Annotated in this window: 20 protein-coding genes and 1 other RNA gene; 9 read left to right on the top strand and 12 right to left on the bottom strand. The window is 66.7% G+C overall.

Features of this window, described 5'->3' with window-relative positions; genetic code table 11:
* Window positions 1–52: 52 nt before the first annotated feature.
* Window positions 53–478 (bottom strand): nucleoside-diphosphate kinase, encoded by a 426-nt coding sequence (gene ndk, locus DID96_RS24960; protein ID WP_124601928.1) that lies wholly within the window; start codon window positions 476–478, stop codon window positions 53–55.
* 249 nt (window positions 479–727) lie between these two features.
* Here ndk and DID96_RS24955 point away from each other — a divergent pair, with 249 nt between their 5' ends.
* Entirely contained in the window at window positions 728–1,423 is a 696-nt protein-coding gene (locus DID96_RS24955; RefSeq protein WP_124601927.1) for a Bax inhibitor-1/YccA family protein, read from the top strand.
* Window positions 1,424–1,489: 66 nt separating this feature from the next.
* Here DID96_RS24955 and rlmD read toward each other — a convergent pair whose 3' ends face one another.
* Complete coding sequence (gene rlmD, locus DID96_RS24950) at window positions 1,490–2,887, bottom strand: 23S rRNA (uracil(1939)-C(5))-methyltransferase RlmD (protein WP_185732350.1); 1,398 nt, start codon at window positions 2,885–2,887, stop codon at window positions 1,490–1,492.
* Between the two features lie 98 nt (window positions 2,888–2,985).
* Between rlmD and DID96_RS24945 the strand changes: the two genes are divergently transcribed.
* The gene (locus tag DID96_RS24945; protein ID WP_124601926.1) at window positions 2,986–3,840 is read left to right on the top strand and encodes an endonuclease/exonuclease/phosphatase family protein; all 855 of its coding nucleotides are present in this window, start codon (window positions 2,986–2,988) and stop codon (window positions 3,838–3,840) included.
* Window positions 3,841–3,874: 34 nt separating this feature from the next.
* Here the strand turns inward: DID96_RS24945 and DID96_RS24940 are convergent, their stop codons facing one another.
* The 10 genes from DID96_RS24940 to ffs form a co-directional block, all read right to left on the bottom strand.
* Entirely contained in the window at window positions 3,875–4,651 is a 777-nt protein-coding gene (locus DID96_RS24940; RefSeq protein ID WP_124601925.1) for a 3'-5' exonuclease, read from the bottom strand.
* A 3-nt stretch (window positions 4,652–4,654) separates the two neighbouring features.
* Complete coding sequence (gene rpoS, locus DID96_RS24935) at window positions 4,655–5,743, bottom strand: RNA polymerase sigma factor RpoS (protein ID WP_124601924.1); 1,089 nt, start codon at window positions 5,741–5,743, stop codon at window positions 4,655–4,657.
* Window positions 5,744–5,754: 11 nt separating this feature from the next.
* On the bottom strand, window positions 5,755–6,621 hold the full coding sequence (locus tag DID96_RS24930) for a peptidoglycan DD-metalloendopeptidase family protein (RefSeq protein ID WP_124601923.1): 867 nt from the start codon (window positions 6,619–6,621) through the stop codon (window positions 5,755–5,757).
* Window positions 6,622–6,626: 5 nt separating this feature from the next.
* Window positions 6,627–7,640: a protein-L-isoaspartate(D-aspartate) O-methyltransferase gene (locus tag DID96_RS24925; RefSeq protein WP_124601922.1), complete on the bottom strand. Its 1,014-nt coding sequence runs from the start codon at window positions 7,638–7,640 to the stop codon at window positions 6,627–6,629.
* Entirely contained in the window at window positions 7,637–8,398 is a 762-nt protein-coding gene (gene surE / locus DID96_RS24920) for a 5'/3'-nucleotidase SurE (RefSeq protein ID WP_124601921.1), read from the bottom strand. The genes DID96_RS24925 and surE overlap by 4 nt, the downstream gene beginning before the upstream one ends.
* A gap of 116 nt (window positions 8,399–8,514) precedes the next feature.
* The gene (locus DID96_RS24915) at window positions 8,515–9,720 is read right to left on the bottom strand and encodes a CaiB/BaiF CoA-transferase family protein (RefSeq protein WP_124601920.1); all 1,206 of its coding nucleotides are present in this window, start codon (window positions 9,718–9,720) and stop codon (window positions 8,515–8,517) included.
* 52 nt (window positions 9,721–9,772) lie between these two features.
* Window positions 9,773–10,369 carry a recombination mediator RecR gene (gene recR, locus DID96_RS24910; RefSeq protein WP_010092235.1) on the bottom strand — a complete coding sequence of 199 codons (597 nt, stop codon included), beginning with the start codon at window positions 10,367–10,369 and terminating at the stop codon, window positions 9,773–9,775.
* A gap of 31 nt (window positions 10,370–10,400) precedes the next feature.
* Window positions 10,401–10,727 carry a YbaB/EbfC family nucleoid-associated protein gene (locus tag DID96_RS24905; protein WP_009692958.1) on the bottom strand — a complete coding sequence of 109 codons (327 nt, stop codon included), beginning with the start codon at window positions 10,725–10,727 and terminating at the stop codon, window positions 10,401–10,403.
* 104 nt (window positions 10,728–10,831) lie between these two features.
* Window positions 10,832–13,165 (bottom strand): DNA polymerase III subunit gamma/tau, encoded by a 2,334-nt coding sequence (gene dnaX / locus DID96_RS24900; RefSeq protein ID WP_124601919.1) that lies wholly within the window; start codon window positions 13,163–13,165, stop codon window positions 10,832–10,834.
* A 165-nt stretch (window positions 13,166–13,330) separates the two neighbouring features.
* An RNA gene (gene ffs, locus DID96_RS24895) (signal recognition particle sRNA small type) lies at window positions 13,331–13,429 on the bottom strand.
* 371 nt (window positions 13,430–13,800) lie between these two features.
* Between ffs and trxA the strand changes: the two genes are divergently transcribed.
* From trxA to DID96_RS24860, 7 genes are all read left to right on the top strand, one after another.
* Window positions 13,801–14,127, top strand: a complete 327-nt coding sequence (gene trxA, locus DID96_RS24890; protein ID WP_006402348.1) for a thioredoxin TrxA — start codon at window positions 13,801–13,803, stop codon at window positions 14,125–14,127.
* A gap of 204 nt (window positions 14,128–14,331) precedes the next feature.
* Window positions 14,332–15,594, top strand: a complete 1,263-nt coding sequence (gene rho / locus DID96_RS24885; RefSeq protein ID WP_006478662.1) for a transcription termination factor Rho — start codon at window positions 14,332–14,334, stop codon at window positions 15,592–15,594.
* Window positions 15,595–15,726: 132 nt separating this feature from the next.
* Window positions 15,727–16,227, top strand: a complete 501-nt coding sequence (locus tag DID96_RS24880) for a MerR family transcriptional regulator (protein WP_124601918.1) — start codon at window positions 15,727–15,729, stop codon at window positions 16,225–16,227.
* Entirely contained in the window at window positions 16,224–17,780 is a 1,557-nt protein-coding gene (locus DID96_RS24875; protein WP_124601917.1) for an MFS transporter, read from the top strand. The genes DID96_RS24880 and DID96_RS24875 overlap by 4 nt, the downstream gene beginning before the upstream one ends.
* 38 nt (window positions 17,781–17,818) lie before the next feature.
* Window positions 17,819–18,652 carry a M90 family metallopeptidase gene (locus DID96_RS24870; RefSeq protein ID WP_124601916.1) on the top strand — a complete coding sequence of 278 codons (834 nt, stop codon included), beginning with the start codon at window positions 17,819–17,821 and terminating at the stop codon, window positions 18,650–18,652.
* 157 nt (window positions 18,653–18,809) lie between these two features.
* Window positions 18,810–19,073: a type B 50S ribosomal protein L31 gene (locus DID96_RS24865; protein WP_124601915.1), complete on the top strand. Its 264-nt coding sequence runs from the start codon at window positions 18,810–18,812 to the stop codon at window positions 19,071–19,073.
* 176 nt (window positions 19,074–19,249) lie between these two features.
* Window positions 19,250–21,079, top strand: coding sequence for a glycosyltransferase family 39 protein (locus tag DID96_RS24860; protein WP_124601914.1), 1,830 nt, complete (start codon window positions 19,250–19,252; stop codon window positions 21,077–21,079).

Genomic DNA, 21,079 nt, shown 5'->3' with positions numbered 1-21,079 from the left:
CCTGCCTTGCCGCGTGCGCTGAATCCTGCCTGCCCTGAATGTCAGTCAGTGCTTAGCGCGAGTAGACGTTCATTGCCGGGAAGAAGAACGCGACTTCGACGGCTGCCGTTTCCGGCGCGTCCGAGCCGTGCACCGCGTTCGCGTCGATGCTGTCCGCGAAGTCGGCGCGGATCGTGCCCGCTTCGGCCTTCTTCGGATCCGTTGCGCCCATCAGGTCGCGGTTCTTCAGGATCGCACCTTCGCCTTCGAGAACCTGGATCATCACCGGGCCCGAGATCATGAATTCGACGAGGTCCTTGAAGAACGGACGCTCTGCGTGGACAGCGTAGAACTTCTCAGCGTCGGCACGCGACAGGTGCGCCATGCGCGCAGCGATCACCTTCAGGCCGGCGCCTTCGAAACGGCTGTAGATCTGGCCGATCACGTTCTTTGCCACCGCATCCGGCTTGATGATCGACAGGGTGCGCTCGATTGCCATAAAAACTCCAAGAAATTAAGAAGTTACACTTCCAAATGAATCCGCTATTGTAGCACGATCCCGTGTATCATTGCGATTGAACCCTTACACGCATGTAAGGTTCCAACAGCATGCGTTTTGCATCGGGCAGCCATTGAAACCTCCCGGCGCGGAACGTATCTTAGCCATAGCTGCACCGGTTTGCTGCGCCGCACACCGCGCGCGCCAGACCGGCCCCGGACGCCCATGCGTCCAATGTTAGGAGAAACCATGAACGACTCGTACAATTTCGGCCGCGGCGGCACCGTCAGCACCGTCGAGGTTCGCAATCGCGTGCTGCGCAATACCTACTGGCTGCTCGCGCTATCGATGGTTCCGACGGTGCTGGGCGCGTGGGTCGGCGTCGCGACCGGCTTCTCGCTGTTCGCCGCCACCAGCCCGATGATGAGCCTCCTCGCGTTCTTCGCGATCGCGTTCGGCTTCATGTTCGCGATCGAGCGCACGAAGAACAGCGCCGCCGGCGTGTTCGTATTGCTCGGCTTCACGTTCTTCATGGGCCTGATGCTGTCGCGCCTGCTCAGCTTCATCCTCGGTTTCTCGAACGGCCCGTCGCTGATCATGCTCGCGTTCGGCGGCACCGGCGTCATCTTCGCCGCGATGGCGACGATCGCCACCGTCAGCAAGCGCGACTTCTCCGGGCTCGGCAAGTGGCTGTTCATGGGCGTGATCGTGATCCTGCTGGCATCGGTCGCGAACATCTTCCTGCAGCTGCCCGCGCTGATGCTGACCGTGTCGGTGCTCGCGATCGCAATCTTCTCGGCATACATGCTGTTCGACGTCCAGCGCGTCGTGAACGGCGGCGAGACGAACTACATCACCGCGACGCTCGCGATTTACCTCGACCTGTACAACGTGTTCACGAACCTGCTCGCGCTGCTCGGCATCTTCGGCGGCAACCGCAACTGACGTTCGCTGCACACCAGCAAAAAACCGGCCCGCGGGCCGGTTTTTTTACGCCTGCCGCCGGCGCGCTCAGTCGCGCTCGAACAGCGCGATCGATTCGACGTGCGACGTGTGCGGGAACATGTTGACGACGCCCGCGCCCTTCAGCCGGTAGCCGGCCTCGTGCACGAGCAGGCCCGCGTCGCGTGCGAGCGTCGACGGGTTGCACGACACATAGACGATCCGGCGCGGCAGCGGACCTTCGCCGCTCTGCGCGATGTCCGCGAGCGCCTTCGACACCGCGAGCGCGCCTTCGCGCGGCGGATCGATCAGGAACTTGTCGAACGCGCCGAGTGCGCGGAGGTCGTCGGCCGTGACCTCGAACAGGTTCCGGCACGCGAACGTCGTGTGGCCGTCGACGCCGTTCTCGCGCGCATTTGCGAGCGCGCGCGTCGTCAGCGTGTCGCTGCCCTCGATGCCCATCACCTCGCGCGCGAGACGCGCGAGCGGCAGCGTGAAGTTGCCGATCCCGCAGAACAGGTCGAGCACGCGGTCGTCGCGCGACGGCGCGAGCAGGCGCAGCGCACGGCCCACCAGCACGCGGTTGATCTGGTGGTTCACCTGCGTGAAGTCGGTCGGCTTGAACGGCATGCGAATGCCGAACTCGGGCAGCGTATAGTCGAGCGGCACGTCGAGCGGATAGAACGGCGTCACCGTGTCCGGACCCTTCGGCTGCAGCCAGAACTGCACGTTGTGCTCGTCCGCGAACGCGCGCAGCAGCGCTTCGTCGGCCGCGTTGATCGGCTCCAGCACGCGCAGCACGAGCGCCGTGACCTGCGAACCGACCGCGAGCTCGATCTGCGGCATGCGGTCGCGGATCGACAGGCCCTCGACCATCCGGCGCAGCGGCACGAGCATCGCCGACACGTGCGGCGGCAGCACCTCGCAGCTCGTCATGTCGGCGACGTAGCTGCTTTTCTTCTCGTGGAAGCCGACCAGCACGCCGCCCTTCTTCACGACGTTGCGCACGGTGAGGCGCGCGCGGTAGCGATAGCCCCACGACGGGCCGTGGATCGGCGAGAACATCGTCTCCGCGCGCAGCTTCGCGAGATGCCACAGGTTGTCCTCGAGCACGCGCTGCTTGATCGCCACCTGCGCGCGCATGTCGAGATGCTGCATCGAGCAACCGCCGCAAGTGCCGAAGAACTTGCATTTCGGCTGCGTGCGCATCACGCTCGGGCGCAGAATATCGACAACCGTCGCCTGCTCGTAGCTCGGCTTGCGACGGTAGCTCGAATAGGTCACGCGCTCGCCGGGCAGCGCGCCCTCGACGAAGATGACCTTGCCCGGCTCGCCGTCCTCGGTCGTCACGCGGCCGACACCGCGCGCTTCCATGTCGAGCGATTCGATCTCGAGAACCGGGGCGCTATCGGGCGCGGCGGGCACGCTTTTCAACTTGCGCGCAGAAGTGGGGGCAGCTTCAGACACCAGCTTTTCCTGACAAACGTTGAAGAAGGCGAGATTGTAGACGAAGGATCGCGTCTCGCCTGCTTTGCATCGGACCAAATATCCCCGGAGATTCGGCCATGCGACTGATCGACTGGAACATCCAATGGGGTCGGGACGCGGACGGCGTCGTCGATCTCCCCCGTACGATTGCCACCGCACGCCAGCTCGGCGACTTCGACGTGCTGTGCCTGCAGGAAGTCACGCGCGGGTTCGGCGCGCTGGCCGGCCACCCTGGCCTCGACCAGTTCGCGGAGCTCGCCGCGCTGCTGCCCGACTATACGATCATCGACGCGATTGGCGCCGACCTGCCGCCCGCCACGCCCGGCGCACCGCGCCGTCAGTTCGGCAATGCGATCGCCACGCGCCTGCCGGCCGGACGCGTGATGCGCCGCCTGCTGCCGTGGCCGGCCGACGACGCCGCCCCATCGATGCCGCGCGTCGCGCTCGAAGTCGAGGTGACGACTGCGTCAGGCCCGCTGCGCGTGACGACCACGCACCTCGAATATTATTCCGCGCGACAGCGGCGCGCACAGGTCGATGCGCTGCGCGACCGGCATCGCGAAGCCTGCGCGCACGCCGATCGCCCCGCGCGGGCCGAGAACGAGAATGGCCCGTTCAGCACGACCGCGCAGCCGCGCGATGCGATCGTCTGCGGCGACTTCAACAGCGCATACGACAGCGACGCGTATCGCCGCTTCATCGCACCGCTCGACGACGCACCGCGCTTCGTCGATGCGTGGATCGCGCGCCATCCGGGGCTCGCGCCGCCGCCGACGGCCGGCGTGTACGACACCGTGCAGTGGTCCGAAGGGCCGCTCGCATGCGATTTCGTGTTCGTCACCGACACGCTGCTGCCGCGCGTCACCCGATGCGAGATCGACGGCGACACGCGCGCGTCCGATCACCAGCCGATCGTGCTCGAGCTGGATTGACGGGCTTCAATTGACGGGCATTAATTGACTGGCACTAAGCGGCGAATGCGGCCAGATACTCGGCCCAGTGCGGCGCGGGCTCCTGCGCAAGCGCGTTCTTGACGAGCAGGATTTCGTCCGCGTACTCGCTCGGCGTCAGGCCGCCGCGCATCAGCAGGAACCGGCAATAGAGCAGATAGGTGTTGACGACATCGGTTTCGCAGTAGTTGCGGATCTCGTCGATACGCCCGTCCCGGAACGCCGTCCAGACCTGGCCGCCGTCCATTCCGAGCTTGCCGGGAAACCCGCACAGCTTCGCGAGCGCGTCGAGCGGCGCGTTCGCGCGCGCCTGGTACATCGCGAGCACGTCCATCAGGTCGGTGTGCCGCGAGTGATAGCGCGAGATGTAGTTGTTCCACTTGAAGTCGCGATCGTCCTCACCGAGATCCCAGTAGCGGATCGCAGGGATTCCGTGCACGAGCGCGCGGTAATGAAGCACCGGCAGGTCGAAGCCGCCGCCGTTCCACGAAACGAGCTGCGGCGTGTATTTCTCGATCACGCGGTAGAACGACTGGATCAGCGTCGCCTCGTTGTCCTGCGGCGTGCCGAGCGAGCGCACGCGAAAACCGTTGTTGTCGCGGAACACGCACGAAATCGCCGCGACGCGCTGCAGATGGTGCGGCAGGAAATCGCTGCCCGTCTTCTCGCGGCGCGCGGCGAACGCATGCTCGGCCACCGCCGCATCGTCGAGCGTCGCAGGCAGATCTTCGAGACGGCGAATGCCGTCGACATCGGGAATCGTCTCGATGTCAAAAACCAGAATCGGAGTCATCAGTTACAGAACGGCGTCCTTGCGAACGCCATTGGAGGCGAAGAACCGCTTGAGGCGCACCAGCGCTTCCTGCTGGATCTGCCGCACGCGCTCACGCGTCAATCCCATCTCGTCGGCGAGCTCTTCGAGCGTCGCGGGCTCGATATGGTTCAGCCCGAAGCGGCGCTCGATCACGTGACGGTGCTTGTCGGACAGGCGCGACAGCCACGCGCGCGTGAGCGTCTCGAGCTCGCGGTGCTGCACTTCGGCGTCCGGCGACTGGCTCTGGTCGTCCGGCAGCAGATCGAGCAGGCTGCTCGCCGGATCGAGATCGAGCGGCGCGTCGAGCGACGCGGTGTGTTCGTTGAGCGCGAGGATGTCGGTCACTTCCTCGGCGGTCTTGCCGGTGAGGTAGGCGATGTCGTCGATGCTGGCTTCGCGGCGCTCGGCCGCCTCGCCCGTCGACATCGAGTTCTTTTCGAGGTGGCGCTTCGCGCGCAGCACCTGGTTGAGTTCGCGGATCACGTGCACCGGCAGGCGCACGGTGCGGGCCTGGTTCATGATCGCCCGCTCGATGCTCTGCCGGATCCACCAGGTCGCGTAGGTCGAGAAGCGGAAACCGCGCGTCGGGTCGAACTTCTCGATCGCGTGCATCAGGCCGAGATTGCCTTCCTCGATCAGGTCGAGCAGCGGCACGCCGCGATTCAGGTAGCCCTTCGCAATGCTGACGACAAGCCGCAGGTTGCGCTCGATCATCACCTGCCGCGCCTCGAATTCGCCGGCCTTCGCGAGGCGGGAATAGCGCTGCTCTTCCTCGACGGTCAGCAGCGGCTTGACGCTGATGCGGTTCAGGTAGTGCTGGATCGTGTCGGCGGTCAGTTCCGCCTGCAGCAGCGCGCGGAAATCGTCGAGATCGGGCGCCGCCTCCGCGTTGCCGTCGCGCTCTTCCTCGCCGGAATCCGAGTCGGCGTCGCGCGTCTCGAACTCGCGTTCGTTGTCCGCGGCGTCTTCTTCGTCGTCCTTCGAAGCGCCAGCACGCTCCACCGATGCTTGCGTGGCGCGACTGACTTTCTCAGACTCGGCTTGCGGATCGTGGCGCTTCGATTTCGGCATGGTCGTCTCGGTTATTGAGCCGGCAAATACTTCAGCGGATCGACAGGTTTACCCTGACGGCGAACCTCGAAATGCAGCATCACGCGGTCGGCATCGCTGTTACCCATCTCGGCGATCTTCTGCCCCTTCGTCACCGCGTCCCCCTCTTTTACCATCAAAGCGCGATTGTGTGCATATGCCGTGAGGTAAGTTGCATCGTGTTTGATGATAATGAGGTTGCCGTAGCCGCGCAGGCTATTGCCCGCATAGACGACGCGACCATCAGCGGCCGCCTTCACGGTCTCGCCGACGTTGCCGCCGATGTTGACACCCTTGTTCTTCGCGTCGTCGAAATTGTTCAACACGGGGCCGCGCGCCGGCCACGCGAACGTGACGGGGCCGCTCGACGCCGCCGGCGTGTCGCTCGATGCGGCGGCCGGCGACGGGTTGGTCGCAGCCGACGCGCCGCCCGGCGTCGCCGGGCCGCTGCTGAGCGGCGCGGTCGCGACGGCACCGCCCATCACCGGCGCGCCCGCGACTGCCGCGCCATTCGGCGGCGCAACGCGCAGCAGCTGGTCGACCTCGATCTGATTCGGATTCGCCAGGTTGTTCCACGCGGCGATGTCGCGATAGTTCTGCCCGTTCTCGAGCGCGATCCGGTACAGCGTGTCGCCCGGCTTCACGCGGTAATAACCCGGAGGCGGCGGGCCGAGCGGCACCGCCGGCTGTGCGGCGGGCGTCGTGCCGAGCGAACCGGATCGGTCGACGACGGGCGCGTTGTCGAGCCGCGTTGCACAGGCGGCCAGTAGCGTGGTGAACGCAGCCACACAGATCGCGCGCTGGGCGAGCGTGAGCGGTTCCTTGGAACGGTTGTTTTGCATCGCGCGCAACATACTCATCGGTTTCAAATTACTCCGGATTTTAAAGGGACAAAGAAAACGCGATCAAGCCGCGACTCCCGCCACTGCGCGTGCGCGACGCGCTCGACGAGCGTGAGCACCTGATGCTGCCCGCTCTGCGCGCCGACCGGCGCGACGAGGCGCCCGCCGATCGTCAACTGCTCGAGCAGCGCCTGTGGCACGTCGAGCCCCGCCGCGGCAATCACGATTGCGTCGAACGGCGCCGCGGACGGCAGGCCCACGCGCCCGTCGCCGTAATGCAGACGGATGTTCGGCACGCGCAGCGGCCGCAGGTTCAGCTTTGCGCGCTCGTAGAGCGGCTTGATGCGTTCAATCGAATACACGTCGCGCGCCACATGGCTCAGCACGGCGGCCTGGTAGCCGCAGCCGGTGCCGATTTCCAGCACGCGCTCGAGGGTGCGGCCGGCCATCGCGAGCTCGATCATCCGCGCGACGACCGACGGCTTCGAAATCGTCTGCTGGTGGCCGATCGGCAGCGCGGAATCCTCGTAGGCCTGCGTCGCGAGCCCCGGGTCCACGAACATGTGGCGCGGCACCGCGGCCATCGCCTCCAGCACACGCGCGTCGGTCACGCCGTTCGCGCGCAGTCGTTCGACCATCCGCTCGCGTACGCGTTCCGACGTCAGCGCGAAGGTGCCCGCGAGCGCGACGTTCGGTGCGGCGGCCGGCTTGGGCACCGCTGGCTTGTGCACAGCGGCCTTGGACGTGCCGTGCTTCGGCGCGCTCGGCGCGGCCGCAGCCGCGGCCGGCTTCGGTACGACCGGCGTCGGTCCGGCCGATCTGGACGCGCCGGGCTTGTCCGGTGCCGCGGCGAGCGCCTTCGCGCCGCCGCGCGGCTGCCGATTGTCGTTCGCACCCGCGGCCGCGCCGGCGGACACCCGCTGGCGCGCACTCTCGCCCGCCGCGTGGCGCTCGCCGGTCCGCCCTTCGGCCTTGCGCGGCGCTCGCTTGAGATCCTCGAGCGCGAGCGGGAACCGCTTCGCGCGCTCGCCGCTCATGAAGCGCGCCCTCCGGCGCGCGCCCAGTCGTGCGTCGCGGACAGCATTTGCGTGTGCGTCAGATCGAGTTGCAGCGGCGTGATCGACACGAAACCGTTTGCGACCGCATGGAAATCGGTGCCTTCGCTCGCATCGAGCGCCGCGCCCGGCGGCCCGATCCAGTAGATCGGCTCGCCGCGCGGATTGGTCTCGCGGATCACCGGCTGCGACGGATGACGCTTGCCGAGGCGCGTGACCTTCCAGCCTTTCAGCTCGTCGTACGGCAAGTTCGGAATATTGACGTTCAGCAACGGATGGCCGGGCAACGGATGTGCGAGATAGTGCTGCACGATCTCGGCGGCGACGCGCGCCGCATCGGCGAGATGCGCCCAGTCCTTGTCGACCAGCGAAAACGCGATCGCGGGCACGCCGAACATGATGCCTTCGGTCGCCGCCGCAACTGTCCCCGAATAGAGCGTGTCTTCGCCCATGTTCTGGCCGTTGTTGATCCCCGACACGACGAGATCCGGCTTCGCGTCGAGCAAGCCGGTCAGCGCGATGTGCACGGAATCGGTCGGCGTGCCGTTCACATAGAAGAAACCCGTACTCGCGGAGCGCTGGATCGACAGCGGCCGCGACAAGGTCAGTGAATTCGACGCGCCGCTGCAGTTCTGCTCGGGCGCCGTCACCGTGAGCTCGGCCAGCGGCTGCAGCGCGTCGTGAAGCGCCGCGAGACCGGGGGCGAGATAGCCGTCGTCGTTGCTGAGTAGGATTCGCATCCGGCGATTGTAACCGAGGAAAGATGGCGCGAGAGCGACAGTCCGGCCACCCTCGACCTGCGCTCGCGCGCCGTGCTCCGCCGCGCACCGCCACGTTGAGCGGCGGCCTTTTCCGGTCAGATCGCGCCCGCGTCGCGCAGTGCGGCGATCGCCTGCGCGTCGTAGCCGAGGCCGTCCAGCACCTCGTCGGTGTGCTCGCCGAGCGCCGGACCGAGCCAGCGCGTATCGCCCGGCGTGCCGGACAGCTTCGGCGTGATGTTCGGCAGCGGAATCTCGGTGCCGTCGGCGAGCCTGAAGCGCTGGATCATCTGCCGCGCGACGAACTGCGGATCGCTGAACATGTCGGCCACGCTATAGATGCGCCCGGCCGGCACGTCCGCCGCATTGAGCACCTCGAGCGCGGCGTCGATCGTACGCGGCGCGAGCCATGCGGCGATCGCGGCGTCGATTTCCTGCGTGCGCGGCACGCGTCCGTCGTTGTGCGCGAGCGCAGGATCGTCGGCGAGATCCTCGCGCTCGATTGCTTTCATCAGCCGCTTGAAGATCGGATCGCTGTTGCCGCCGATCACGATGCTGCCGTCGCGGCACGCATAGGTGTTCGACGGCACGATGCCGGGCAGCGACGCGCCAGTGCGCTCGCGCACCATGCCGTACACGCCGTACTCCGGCACGACGCTTTCCATCATGTTGAACACGGCCTCGTACAGCGCGACGTCGACCACCTGCCCCGCGCCGCCGTTCACGTTACGGTGATGCAGCGCCATCATCGCGCCGATCACGCCGTGCAGCGCGGCGATCGAATCGCCGATCGAGATGCCGATGCGCGGCGGCGGCAGCTCCGGATAGCCGGTGATGTGGCGCAGCCCGCCCATCGACTCGGCGATCGCGCCGAAGCCCGGCCGGTCGCGATACGGGCCCGTCTGCCCGTAGCCGGACAGGCGCACCATGACGAGGCCGGGATTGTCGGCCGACAGCACGTCGTAGCCGAGCCCGAGCTTCTCGAGCAGGCCGGGGCGGAAATTCTCGATCACGATGTCGGCTTCGCGCGCGAGCTGGCGCGCGATCGTCTTGCCGGCGTCCGACTTGAGGTTCAGCGTGACGGATTTCTTGTTGCGCGCCTGGACCGACCACCACAGCGACGTGCCGCCCGCCTCCGGGTGCAGTTTGCGCCACTTGCGCAGCGGGTCGCCACCTTTCGGATCCTCGATCTTGATGACTTCCGCGCCGAATTCGGCAAACAGACGCGACGCGAAGGGCCCCGCGATCAGCGTACCGAATTCGAGCACTTTGACGCCCGCGAGCGGGCCCTGGCTGGTGCTCATGTGTCTCCCTGGCATGAGGAACGGCATCGCCGGCACGGCGGCGGCCGAAACGTTACATCGTGCGGCGGTCGAGCATCGCGCGTGCTATCGTGCCCGCGTCGACGTATTCCAGTTCGCCGCCGACCGGCACGCCGCGCGCGAGGCGCGTCACCGCAAGCCCGCGCGCCTTCAGCGTCTGGCCGAGATAGTGGGCGGTGGCCTCGCCTTCGTTCGTGAAGTTGGTCGCGAGCACGACCTCCTTGACGATGCCGTCCGACGCGCGCCGCACCAGGCGGTCGAAATGGATTTCCTTCGGACCGATGCCGTCGAGCGGGCTCAACCGCCCCATCAGCACGAAATACAGCCCGCGATAGGTCATCGTCTGCTCGAGCATGATCTGGTCGGCGGGCGTCTCGACGACGCACAGCAGCGTCGGGTCACGCTCCGTGTCGCTGCAGACCTCGCAGATCTGCGCTTCCGTGAACGTATTGCACTTCTCGCAGTGCTGCAGGTGCTCGGTCGCGAACAGCAGCGAACGGCCGAGCCGCTCCGCGCCCTCCCGATCGTGCTGCATCAGGTGGTACGCCATGCGTTGCGCGGATTTCGGGCCGACCCCGGGCAGCACGCGCAGCGCTTCGACGAGGGCGGACAAGGCGGACGGCTGTTTCATGCGTCGACGGAAGCGAAAACAGGCGCTGCGCTCAGAACGGCAGCTTGAAGCCCGGCGGCAGCGGCAGGCCGGACGTCATGCCGCTCATCTTTTCCTGCGACGTCGCTTCGGCCTTGCGCACGGCGTCGTTGAACGCGGCGGCCACGAGATCCTCGAGCATGTCCTTGTCGTCCGCGAGCAGGCTCGGGTCGATCGACACGCGGCGCACTTCGTTGCGGCAGGTCATCGTCACCTTGACGAGGCCCGCGCCCGATTGCCCTTCGACCTCGATCTGCGCAAGCTGCTCCTGCATCTTCTTCATGTTTTCCTGCATTTGCTGCGCTTGCTTCATCAGTCCGGCGATGTTGCCTTTCAACATGGGAATACTCCTTCTTGATCGTGTGAATGCCGGCACGCGGCGCGTGCCGGCCAGTGTACGTGAGCGTAATTGTGCCTGTTTGTGCCTGTTGACGCGCCGTCAGTTCAATGCAGCGTCGGCGGCACGCCGTCCGCGGGCGCGGCGGCGTCCGCGAGCGGTCGCACCGAGCCCTCGACGATGCGCGCGCCGAACTCGCGCACGAGCTGCTGGACGAACGGATCCGCATGGATCTCCTGCTCCGCCTCGCGCTGGCGCGCCGCGCGCGCGGCCGCATCGAGCGCCGCCGCGGTGCGCCGTGCTGGCCCGACTTCGACTGCCACGTCGACCGGTTTGCCGAGCGCATCCGCGAGCGCAGCCTTCAGTTTCGCGACCTGCGCGGCGTCCGCGTATTGCGGCACCGGCACGGACAGCTTGAGCGTCGTCGCGTCGACGGCCGTCAGCTCGCTGTTGAATGCGAGCTGGTACGCGACGCCCTTGAGCGGCAGTTGCGCGGCGAGCGCCGGCCATTCGCCGTCGAAGCCGATCGGATCGAGCGCGATCGCGGGTGGCAGCGCACGCGTGTCGACCGGCGCAGCCGGCCGCGATTCCGCCGGCTTCGGTGCAACGCGCACGTCGTCCGGCCCGCTGTCGAACACCGGGACGAAACCGTCGTCAGGCGGGCCGCCGAACATCTCGTCCGCGCTGAGCGGCACGTAATCGTCCGGCGGAATGTCTTCCCATGGCGGCGGCGCCTGGCGCGTATCGGCCTGCGGCGCGCGGGATGCGGCGCGCGGTGTCGGCACCGGCACGGCCGGGCGCGGCGCGGCAGGCGTTGCGGCGGCCGGCTGGGCAGCCGGCTTCGCGGCAGCGGCAGCGCGCGTGCGATCGGTCGACACGCGCATGCCGGCATTGCGCAGCACGTCGAGCGCAGCGGCCGCGCCACCCGTGCGCGATGCGGGGCGCGCGGCGGCTTCGGCACGCTCGGCCGGCTCGGCACGCGGCGCGGGCTCGGCCTGCGGTGCTGGTTCGTCATCCTTTGCGACAGCGGTCACCACGGCCGCGACAGCCACCGGTTCGCCGCTCGCAGCAGCTTCGATTGCGGCAACGGCTTGCGGCGCGCCGCTGTCCGGCGTGGCCGCCGGTACAGTGGCAGGCGGCTTGCCTGCATCGTCGCCCGGTTGCGGCGACACCGCAACGGCCGGCCGCGCCACCGGCGCGGGAGCAACGGGAGCAACGGGAACAAGTGAAGCAGCAGGCGCGGCGGCGGCCGGCGGCGTCGAAGCCGCCTTCGCGGCTGCGACCGGCATCGCCGCCCGCGGCCCCGGCACGGCGCGCGGCGCCGACGGCTGGCCAACCGGCGCGCTGCCGGCGCTCGCGGCCGGTTCGAACGCGAGCATCCGCAGCAGCGTCATCGTGAAGCCCGCGTACTCATCCGGCCCAAGGCCCAGTTCCGCGCGTCCGACCGTCGCGATCTGATAGAACAGCTGCACCTGCTCCGGAGTCAGCGTATCCGCGAAACGGCGCAGGTCGGCCGCTTCCGGCCATTCGTCGAGCACCGAACCCGGCGCGAACTGCGCCCATGCGATCCGGTGCAGCAGGCTCGCGAGATCCTGCAGCGCGGTCGAGAACGACAGGCTGCGCAGCGACATCTCGTCGGCGATCGCGAGCACTTCAGGGCCGTCGCCGGCCGCGAGCGCGTCGAGCAGGCGCACCATGTAGGTCTGGTCGAGCGCGCCGAGCATCCCCGACACGGCCGACTCCGTCACCTCGTTCGCCGAGTAGGCGATCGCCTGGTCCGTCAGCGACAGCGCGTCGCGCATGCTGCCCTGCGCGGCGCGCGCGAGCAGGCGCAGCGCCTGCGGCTCGAATGCAATCCGCTCTTCGCCGAGAATGTGCTCGAGGTGCGACACGATATGCCCGGCGGGCATCTGCTTCAGGTTGAACTGCAGGCAGCGCGACAGCACCGTGACGGGAATCTTCTGCGGATCGGTCGTCGCGAGAATGAACTTGACGTGCGACGGCGGCTCCTCGAGCGTCTTCAGCATCGCGTTGAACGCGTGGTTCGTCAGCATGTGCACTTCGTCGATCATGTAGACCTTGAAGCGCGCATCGACGGGCGCGTACACGGCGCGCTCGAGCAGCGCGGCCATTTCGTCGACACCGCGGTTGCTCGCGGCATCCATCTCGACGTAATCGACGAAGCGGCCTTCGTCGATCTCGCGGCACGCGCGGCACACGCCGCACGGCTGCGACGTGACGCCGGTTTCACAGTTGAGCGCTTTCGCGAAGATCCGCGACAGCGTCGTTTTGCCGACGCCGCGGGTACCGGTAAACAGATACGCGTGGTGCAAACGCCCGCCGTCGAGCGCGTGCGTGAGCGCCCTGACGACGTGCTCCTGGCCGACGAGCGAAGCGAAATCCTTCGGACGCCACTTGCGTGCGAGAACTTGATAGGTCATCGGGAAATTGTATCAGCAACGCTGCGTCGCGCCGACACGCGAAACGGCACGGAATGCGGGCGGAAAACAGGCAACGCAGAGAGGTAACGCGACGGGAAAAAGGAGAAAGACGCGGGAAGAATGACACGGAAACAAAAAACGCCCTGCGAACGGGGCGAAAAGGAAGGTGACGAGCCCGACCCTCGGCACTGGCGGAAAACGGCTGTGGCTGCTTCGTTCCCGACCTGACCAGGTTCACCGGCCCACCATGCGAGGAGGCCCGTCACGTCGCATTCTATCATCGCTTGCGATCGAATGCGACCGTTTATTCGCACGAATGTGCGGACACCGGCACACGCGCGTTGCCGGCGCGCGCGCCCTCTTGTATTTTGCGTGCCGGCCTCCATCTGTATCGCGCAACAGTCGTCGGCGCGTCGTACCCCTACTTGCATAGCGGCTACTATCGCCGTCCGCAGCAGATAGCAATTTAGGCTAATATGACGCCCGAATGACCCGCGAGCCGCGGTACGCAGCGCTTACGCCCTTCTGTTCCGGAGAGCGGAGCTACCTGCCGCAGCGGCCGGCAGCCCGCCGGGCGTCGGCGCGCCGCAAGGCGCCAAGCAGGCAGTCCCCGAACCGAAAGAGGTATTGACCAAATGAGCGAACAGATCAAACACATCAGCGACGCATCGTTCGAACAGGACGTCGTCAAATCCGACAAGCCCGTGCTCGTCGATTTCTGGGCCGAATGGTGCGGCCCGTGCAAGATGATTGCCCCGATCCTCGACGAAGTCGCGAAGGATTACGGCGACAAGCTGCAGATCGCGAAGATCAACGTCGACGACAACCAGGCGACGCCCGCGAAGTTCGGCGTGCGCGGCATCCCGACGCTGATCCTGTTCAAGAACGGCGCCGCGGCCGCACAGAAGGTCGGCGCGCTGTCGAAGTCGCAACTCACCGCGTTCCTGGACAGCCACCTGTAATACCGGCACCAGCCCGCAAGTTCGCGGACGTGTTGTCAACCGGCAACACGTCCGCCGTGAAGCCGCCGATCGGCCGCTCAAGCGCGAATCGGCGTATGCTAGAATTAAAAAACGTCTACAAGACGCATTTAAGTCTCTGAGCGCTTCCGCTCGCCCTCCTCCCATATTTCTTTCGTCGCTTCTCCTCCCTGGCGGGATCTCCGTATGCATTTATCCGAGCTCAAGTCTCTGCACGTGTCCGAATTGATCGAAATGGCCAACGGCCTGGAGATCGAAAACGCGAACCGCCTGCGCAAGCAGGAGTTGATGTTCGCCATTCTCAAAAAGCGCGCCAAGACGGGAGAGACGATCTTCGGCGACGGCACGCTCGAAGTGCTGCCGGACGGTTTCGGCTTCCTCCGCTCGCCGGAAATGTCGTACCTCGCGAGCACCGACGACATCTATATCAGCCCGTCGCAGATCCGCCGCTTCAACCTGCACACCGGCGACACGATCGAAGGCGAAGTCCGCACGCCGAAGGACGGCGAGCGCTACTTCGCGCTGGTGAAGGTCGACAAAGTCAACGGGCAGCCGCCCGAGGCCTCGAAACACAAGATCATGTTCGAGAACCTCACGCCGCTGCACCCGAACAAGCCGCTGTCGCTCGAACGCGAAATGCGCGGCGAAGAGAACGTCACGGGCCGCATCATCGACATGATCGCGCCGATCGGCAAGGGCCAGCGCGGCCTGCTCGTCGCGTCGCCGAAGTCCGGCAAGACCGTGATGCTCCAGCACATCGCGCACGCGATCAAGCAGAACCACCCGGACGTGATCCTGTTCGTGCTGCTGATCGACGAGCGCCCTGAAGAAGTGACCGAAATGCAGCGCTCGGTCGCGGGCGAAGTGATCGCGTCGACGTTCGACGAACCGGCCACGCGTCACGTGCAGGTCGCCGAAATGGTGATCGAGAAGGCCAAGCGCCTCGTCGAAATGAAGCACGACGTCGTGATCCTGCTCGACTCGATCACGCGTCTCGCGCGCGCATACAACACCGTGATCCCGGCGTCGGGCAAGGTGCTGACGGGCGGTGTCGACGCGAACGCGCTGCAGCGCCCGAAGCGCTTCTTCGGCGCGGCGCGCAACATCGAGGAAGGCGGCTCGCTGACGATCATCGGCACCGCGCTGATCGAAACCGGCAGCCGCATGGACGACGTGATCTACGAAGAGTTCAAGGGCACCGGCAACATGGAAGTGCACCTCGAGCGCCGCCTCGCGGAAAAGCGCGTGTATCCGTCGATCAACCTGAACAAGTCCGGCACGCGTCGCGAAGAGATGCTGATCAAGCCCGAGATCCTGCAAAAGATCTGGGTGCTGCGCAAGTTCATCCACGACATGGACGAAGTCGAGGCGATGGAATTCCTGCTCGACAAGATCCGCCAGACGAAGAGCAATTCCGAGTTCTTCGACCTGATGCGCCGCGGCGGCTGATCGCCCCGGTAGCGGATACGACGGCCGCCCGCGCGTTTCGCCCGGCGGCCGTTTTTTCGCGCCAACCTGAACGTGAACGTACACGTTGATCTATAATCGATCCCGTCGCCCCAACCCACAGCCCCCGCCCCGATGACGACCGACGCCCCCACCCCGCTGCTGACCGTGAGCGACGCCGCCGCCCGGCTCGGCGTCACGCCGCGCACGCTGAAGTACTACGAGGAGCGCGGGCTCGTCACGCCATCGCGCAGCGAGGGCCGTTACCGCCTTTACGACGAATCCGATCTCGAGCGCTTCGCGCGGATCCTGCGGCTGCGCGCGCTCGGCTTCTCGCTGCACGGCATCACCGAAATGCTGAAGCGGCCGCTCGAAGAAACGGGCGACGGCCGCCGCCGCTATTCGGACGCGTCGCTGCGCGACATCCGCACGGGCCTTGCCGCGCAGATCGATACGCTCGACCGGCGCATCGCAGCGGTCGAGCGCGAACTGAAGGAAGCGATCGCGCTGCGCAAGGAGCTGCAGCACGATATCGACTACGTCGAGCGGCGTCTCGCCGGCGAAAACGCCGATACGCTGATCGCGCAGCGGCGGGCCGAGGCGAGCGAGCGCCGCTCGCGCAAGAGCCGCGCATGAACGCGACGCCGGGCCGCCCGCCACTGTGGAGCCGCGCGAACCTGCGCGCCGACCTGTTCCCGTGGGCGCTCGCGCTCGTCACCGGCATCGATTATTTCGACAACGCGACGTTTTCGTTTTTCGCGAGCTACATCGCGGGCGGGATCAATGCATCGCCAGACGAGCTCGTGTGGTCGTCGAGCGCGTACGCGGTCACGGCCGTGCTCGGCATCCTGCAGCAGCAATGGTGGATCGACCGCCTCGGGCATCGCCGCTATGTCGCCGGCTGCATGCTGATGTTCTCGTTCGGCGCGATCGCCGCCGCGCTCGCCGACACGTCGCTGCAGCTCGCGTTCGCACGCGGCTTCCAGGGCTACTTCATCGGCCCGATGATGGGCGCGTGCCGGATCCTGATCCAGGTCAGCTTCACGCCGCAGCAGCGGCCGCCCGCGACGCGCGCATTCCTGATCATGATCCTGCTCGGCAGCGCACTCGCGCCGATCGTCGGCGGCCTGCTCGTTGCGCACTCGACCTGGCGCGCGCTGTTCGCGTGCACGGCACCCGCCGGCATCGCGTTCGCGGCGCTCGCACTGCTCACGCTGCCCGACACCGGCAACACGCCCGACGACGAACGCGGCACCGGGCACTTCTGGCCGTATGTCGTGTTCGCGCTCGCGCAGGGTGCGCTGCAGATCGTGATGCAGCAGGTGCGCTACCAGCTCTTCAGCGGCTCGCCGATGCTGATCCTGCTGACGGCGGCGGGCCTCGGCGCGCTCGCGTGGTTCGCGCATCACCAGTGGCACCACCCGACACCGCTCGTGCGCCTGCACGCGTTCCGCGAGCGGACCTTCCAGGTCGGGCTGCTGCTCTACATGTTCTATTACTACGAGTCGACCGGCTTCAGCTACCTGACTTCCCGCTTCCTCGAGACGGGCCTCGGCTACCCGGTCGAGAACGCCGGGCGCCTCGTCGGCACGATGTCGCTGATCTCCGCCACCGCGCTGTTCGCGTACCTGCGCTACGCGAAGCTCGTCACGCACAAGAAACGGATCATCGTGCCGGGTTTCGTGATCGCCGCGTTCGCCGCGCTGTACATGACGCGCATGACGCCGCAAGTCGGCGAAGCGGCGCTGATCCTGCCGCTGCTGCTGCGCGGCCTGCTGCTGCTGTTCATCGTGCTGCCGGTCGCGAACCTGACGTTCCGGATCTTCGCGATCGACGAGTACACGCACGGCTACCGGCTCAAGAACATCGTGCGCCAGCTGACGATCTCGTTCGCGACCGCATCGGTGATCATCGTCGAACAGCATCGGCTCGCCGTGCACCAGACGCGCCTCGTCGAGCGCGCGAACGTGTTCGACCCGCTGTTCCAGCAGACGGTCGATACGCTGACCCGCAGCTACGCGGCCGCCGGCCATGTGCTGCACGACGCGCACGCACTCGCGATCGCGGCGGTCGCGCGGATGGTGGCGCAGCAGGCATCGTTCCTCGCGTCGCTCGACGGCTTCTATTTCCTCGCGGGCGTCGCCGTGTGCGGCGGGCTCTTCGCGGCATGGCAAAAAGACATCGATTGAGTTAAAAGTCTGGCTTTGGGCTCCTGCTTGCCGTCTCCATGCTTTCGAAACTGACCCGCTGGCTCGATCACCGCCGCCGCGACCGCGCGCTGCGCAGTCACCCGATTGCCGATGCGCTGTGGCAGGACACCGTCGAGCGCCTGCCGTTCCTCGACTACCTGACGCAGGAAGAACTCGGCCGGCTGCGCGAGCTGACGAGCCTGTTCCTGTCGCAGAAATCGTTTTCGACCGCGCACGGGCTCGAACTGACCGACGCGATGATCGTCGGCATCGCGGTGCAGGCCTGCGTGCCGGTGCTGAACCTCGACCTGTCGCTGTATGACGGCTGGGTCGGCATCGTCGTGTATCCGGGCGAGTTCGTGATCCGCAAGACCGTCCAGGACGAGGATGGCGTCGTCCACGAGGTCGAGCAGGACGCGAGCGGCGAAGCATGGGAAGGCGGGCCCGTGATCCTGTCATGGGAGGACGCGCAGATGACCGACGGCCACGACGCGTACAACGTCGTGATCCACGAATTCGCGCACAAGATCGACATGATCAACGGCGCAGCCGACGGCTGTCCGCCCCTCTTTCGCCGCTGGCATGCGCCGCATCTCGACGCGCAGGCCTGGGCCGACGTGTTCGACAACGCGTACGACCAGTTCTGCGCGCGCGTCGATGCGGTGCCGGATCGCGGGTGGGCGCGCTTCGAGCGGGATTCGCTGATCGATCCGTATGCGGCCGATCACCCGTCGGAATTTTTTGCAGTGTGCAGCGAGGCGCTGTTCGTGCGGCCGCGCGCATTCGAGGCCGAGTTCCCGGAGTTGTACCGGCTGCTCGCCCGCTACTACCGGCAGGATCCGGCCAGAACGGGCACGCTCGACGCACGCTGAAAATTCTTCGCCAACCGTCTGATTTTCTGGCATAATGCCCGTTTTTCGACCTTAGGCAAGTGGCTCGCGCCGGGCTTGACGCCAGCCGACACGCGCATTCCGCGCGCATCGGAGCAGCAAGCGGCGGGTTGGCTACCGCTCACACCAAGGAAAGACCATGAAAGAAGGCATCCACCCGAATTACCGCGAAGTCGTCTTCCAAGACATGTCGAACGGCTTCAAGTTCGTGACGCGCTCGACGATCCAGACGCGTGAAACCATCGAACTCGACGGCAAGACCTACCCGCTCGCCAAGATCGAAGTGTCGTCGGAATCGCACTCGTTCTACACCGGCCAGCAGAAGATCATGGACACGGCCGGCCGCGTCGAGAAGTTCAAGAACAAGTTCGGCTCGCGCGCCAGCGGCAAGGTCGCGAAGTAAGCTTCGCACCGCATCCGGTGGCTGCAACGCACCGGTACCGCACCCAAAGGGCAGCCAAGGCTGCCCTTTTTTATCGCTACTGCAGCCAAGGCTGCCCTTTTTCGTCTCTGCTCACCCGATCGCCGCGGCCAGCGCATGGGGAACGCCGCTGACGCGCAGCGGCCAGCGCGTCTACAATGCCGGATGCTCAAAACCGGCTCGCCGCGCGGCATCGCGCGGGCCACGCCCATAACAAATCGCTGATCTGCATGAAGCCTGTCGTTCGTCTCACCGCCTCCGCCACGCGCGCGCTGCCACGCTGGCTGCTGCTCACGCTCTGCCTCGTCTACGCGGCGTTCGGCCTGTTCGGCCGCGCCCCGTGGAAGAACGAGGATGCGGCGGGCTTTGGCGTGATGTGGACGATGGCCAAGGGCGGCTGGCATGACTGGCTGCTGCCGAACCTCGTCGGCAAATTCATCACGACCGACGGGCCGCTCGGCTACTGGCTCGGCGCGCTGTCGATCCGCGCGCTCGGGCCCTGGGTCGACGCGAGCAACGCGTCGCGGTTCGACACCGGGATCCTGTTCTGCGTCGCCTGCGCATTCGTCTGGTACACCGCGTACCTGCTCGGCCGTCGTGCCGAGGTCCAGCCGTTCAAGTACGCATTCGGCGGCGAACCGGAGCCGCGCGACTACGGGCGCACGCTCGCCGACGGCGCGCTGCTGATCCTCGTCGCGTGCTTCGGCCTCGCGGAGCGCGGCCACGAAACGACGCCGCAGCTCGCGCAGTTCGCGTGGATCGCGGTGCTCGTGTACGGCATCGTGCGCGGCATCGACAAGCCCGTGCAGGGTGCGCTGTGGTGGGGGCTCGCGATCGGCCTCGTCGCGCTGTCGGGTAATCCGGTGCTCGTCGTCGCGCTGATCACCGGCACCGCGGCGTTGTGGCTCGTCACACCCGAGATGCGCAACCTCCACCTGCCCGTGATCGGCCTGCCGCTCGCCGCCGCGATCTTCGCGCTGTGGCCGCTCGCCGCGGTCGTTGCCGCACCCGACGACGCCGCGTGGTTCTTCAACCAGTGGGTGCACGGCAGCCTGATGCGTTTCTCGGGCCCGCCGACCACCGTGCTCGCGTACGCGGCGAAGAACCTGCCGCTCTTCACGTGGCCCGCATGGCCGCTCGCGATCTGGGCGTGGTGGAGCTGGGCCGGCATGCGTCGGCGCGCGCACATCGCGATCCCGCTGTCGGTCGCGGTGCCGCTCGTCGCGCTCGTGATCCTGCAGAGCCAGCAGTCGAACCGGATGTACATGCTGCTGCTGCCGCCGCTCGCGGTGCTTGCGACGTTCGCGCTGCCGACGCTCAAGCGCGGCGCGATCAATGCGATCGACTGGTTCGCGGTGCTGAGCTTCACGATCCTCGGCAGCTTCGTCTGGCTCGTCTGGCTCGCATCGCTGACCGGCTTCCCGCATCCGCTCGCGCGCAACCTCGCGCGGCTCGTGCCCGGCTACGAACCGCACTTCAAGGTGCTGTCGTTCGTCTGTGCGGTCGCGGTGACGGTCTGCTGGTTCGTGCTCGCGAGATGGCGCGTGTCACGGCAGCCGAAGGTGCTGTGGCGCAGCGTCGTACTGTCGGGCGCCGGCACCACGCTGATGTGGGTGCTGCTGATGACGCTGTGGCTGCCGATCGTCAACTATGGCCGCACCTACCGCGACGTCGCGCAGCAGATCGCCGTGCACCTGCCGTCCGATTACGAATGCATCTCGCCGGTGCGGCTCGGCGACGCGCAGATCGCGACGTTCGCGTATTTCGGCAACATGCGTTTCGATTTCTCCGGCGACTGCGACGTGATCCTGCGCCAGGACCGCGCCGATTTCGGCGAGCCGAGCTCGATGTCGCAATACGTGTGGCGCCTCGTCTGGGAAGGCCGCCGCGTCGCCGACCGCGACGAGCGCTTCCGCCTCTACGAACGGATCGAGCGGCCGAAGGTGCCGGTCAAGCGCCGCCCGCCGCGTCGCCAGGCGGCGGATTGA

It is taken from the genome of Burkholderia sp. Bp8963 (assembly GCF_003854275.1).
Classification (GTDB): Bacteria; Pseudomonadota; Gammaproteobacteria; order Burkholderiales; family Burkholderiaceae; genus Burkholderia.
This window is presented reverse-complemented; position numbering and strand designations above follow the sequence as displayed.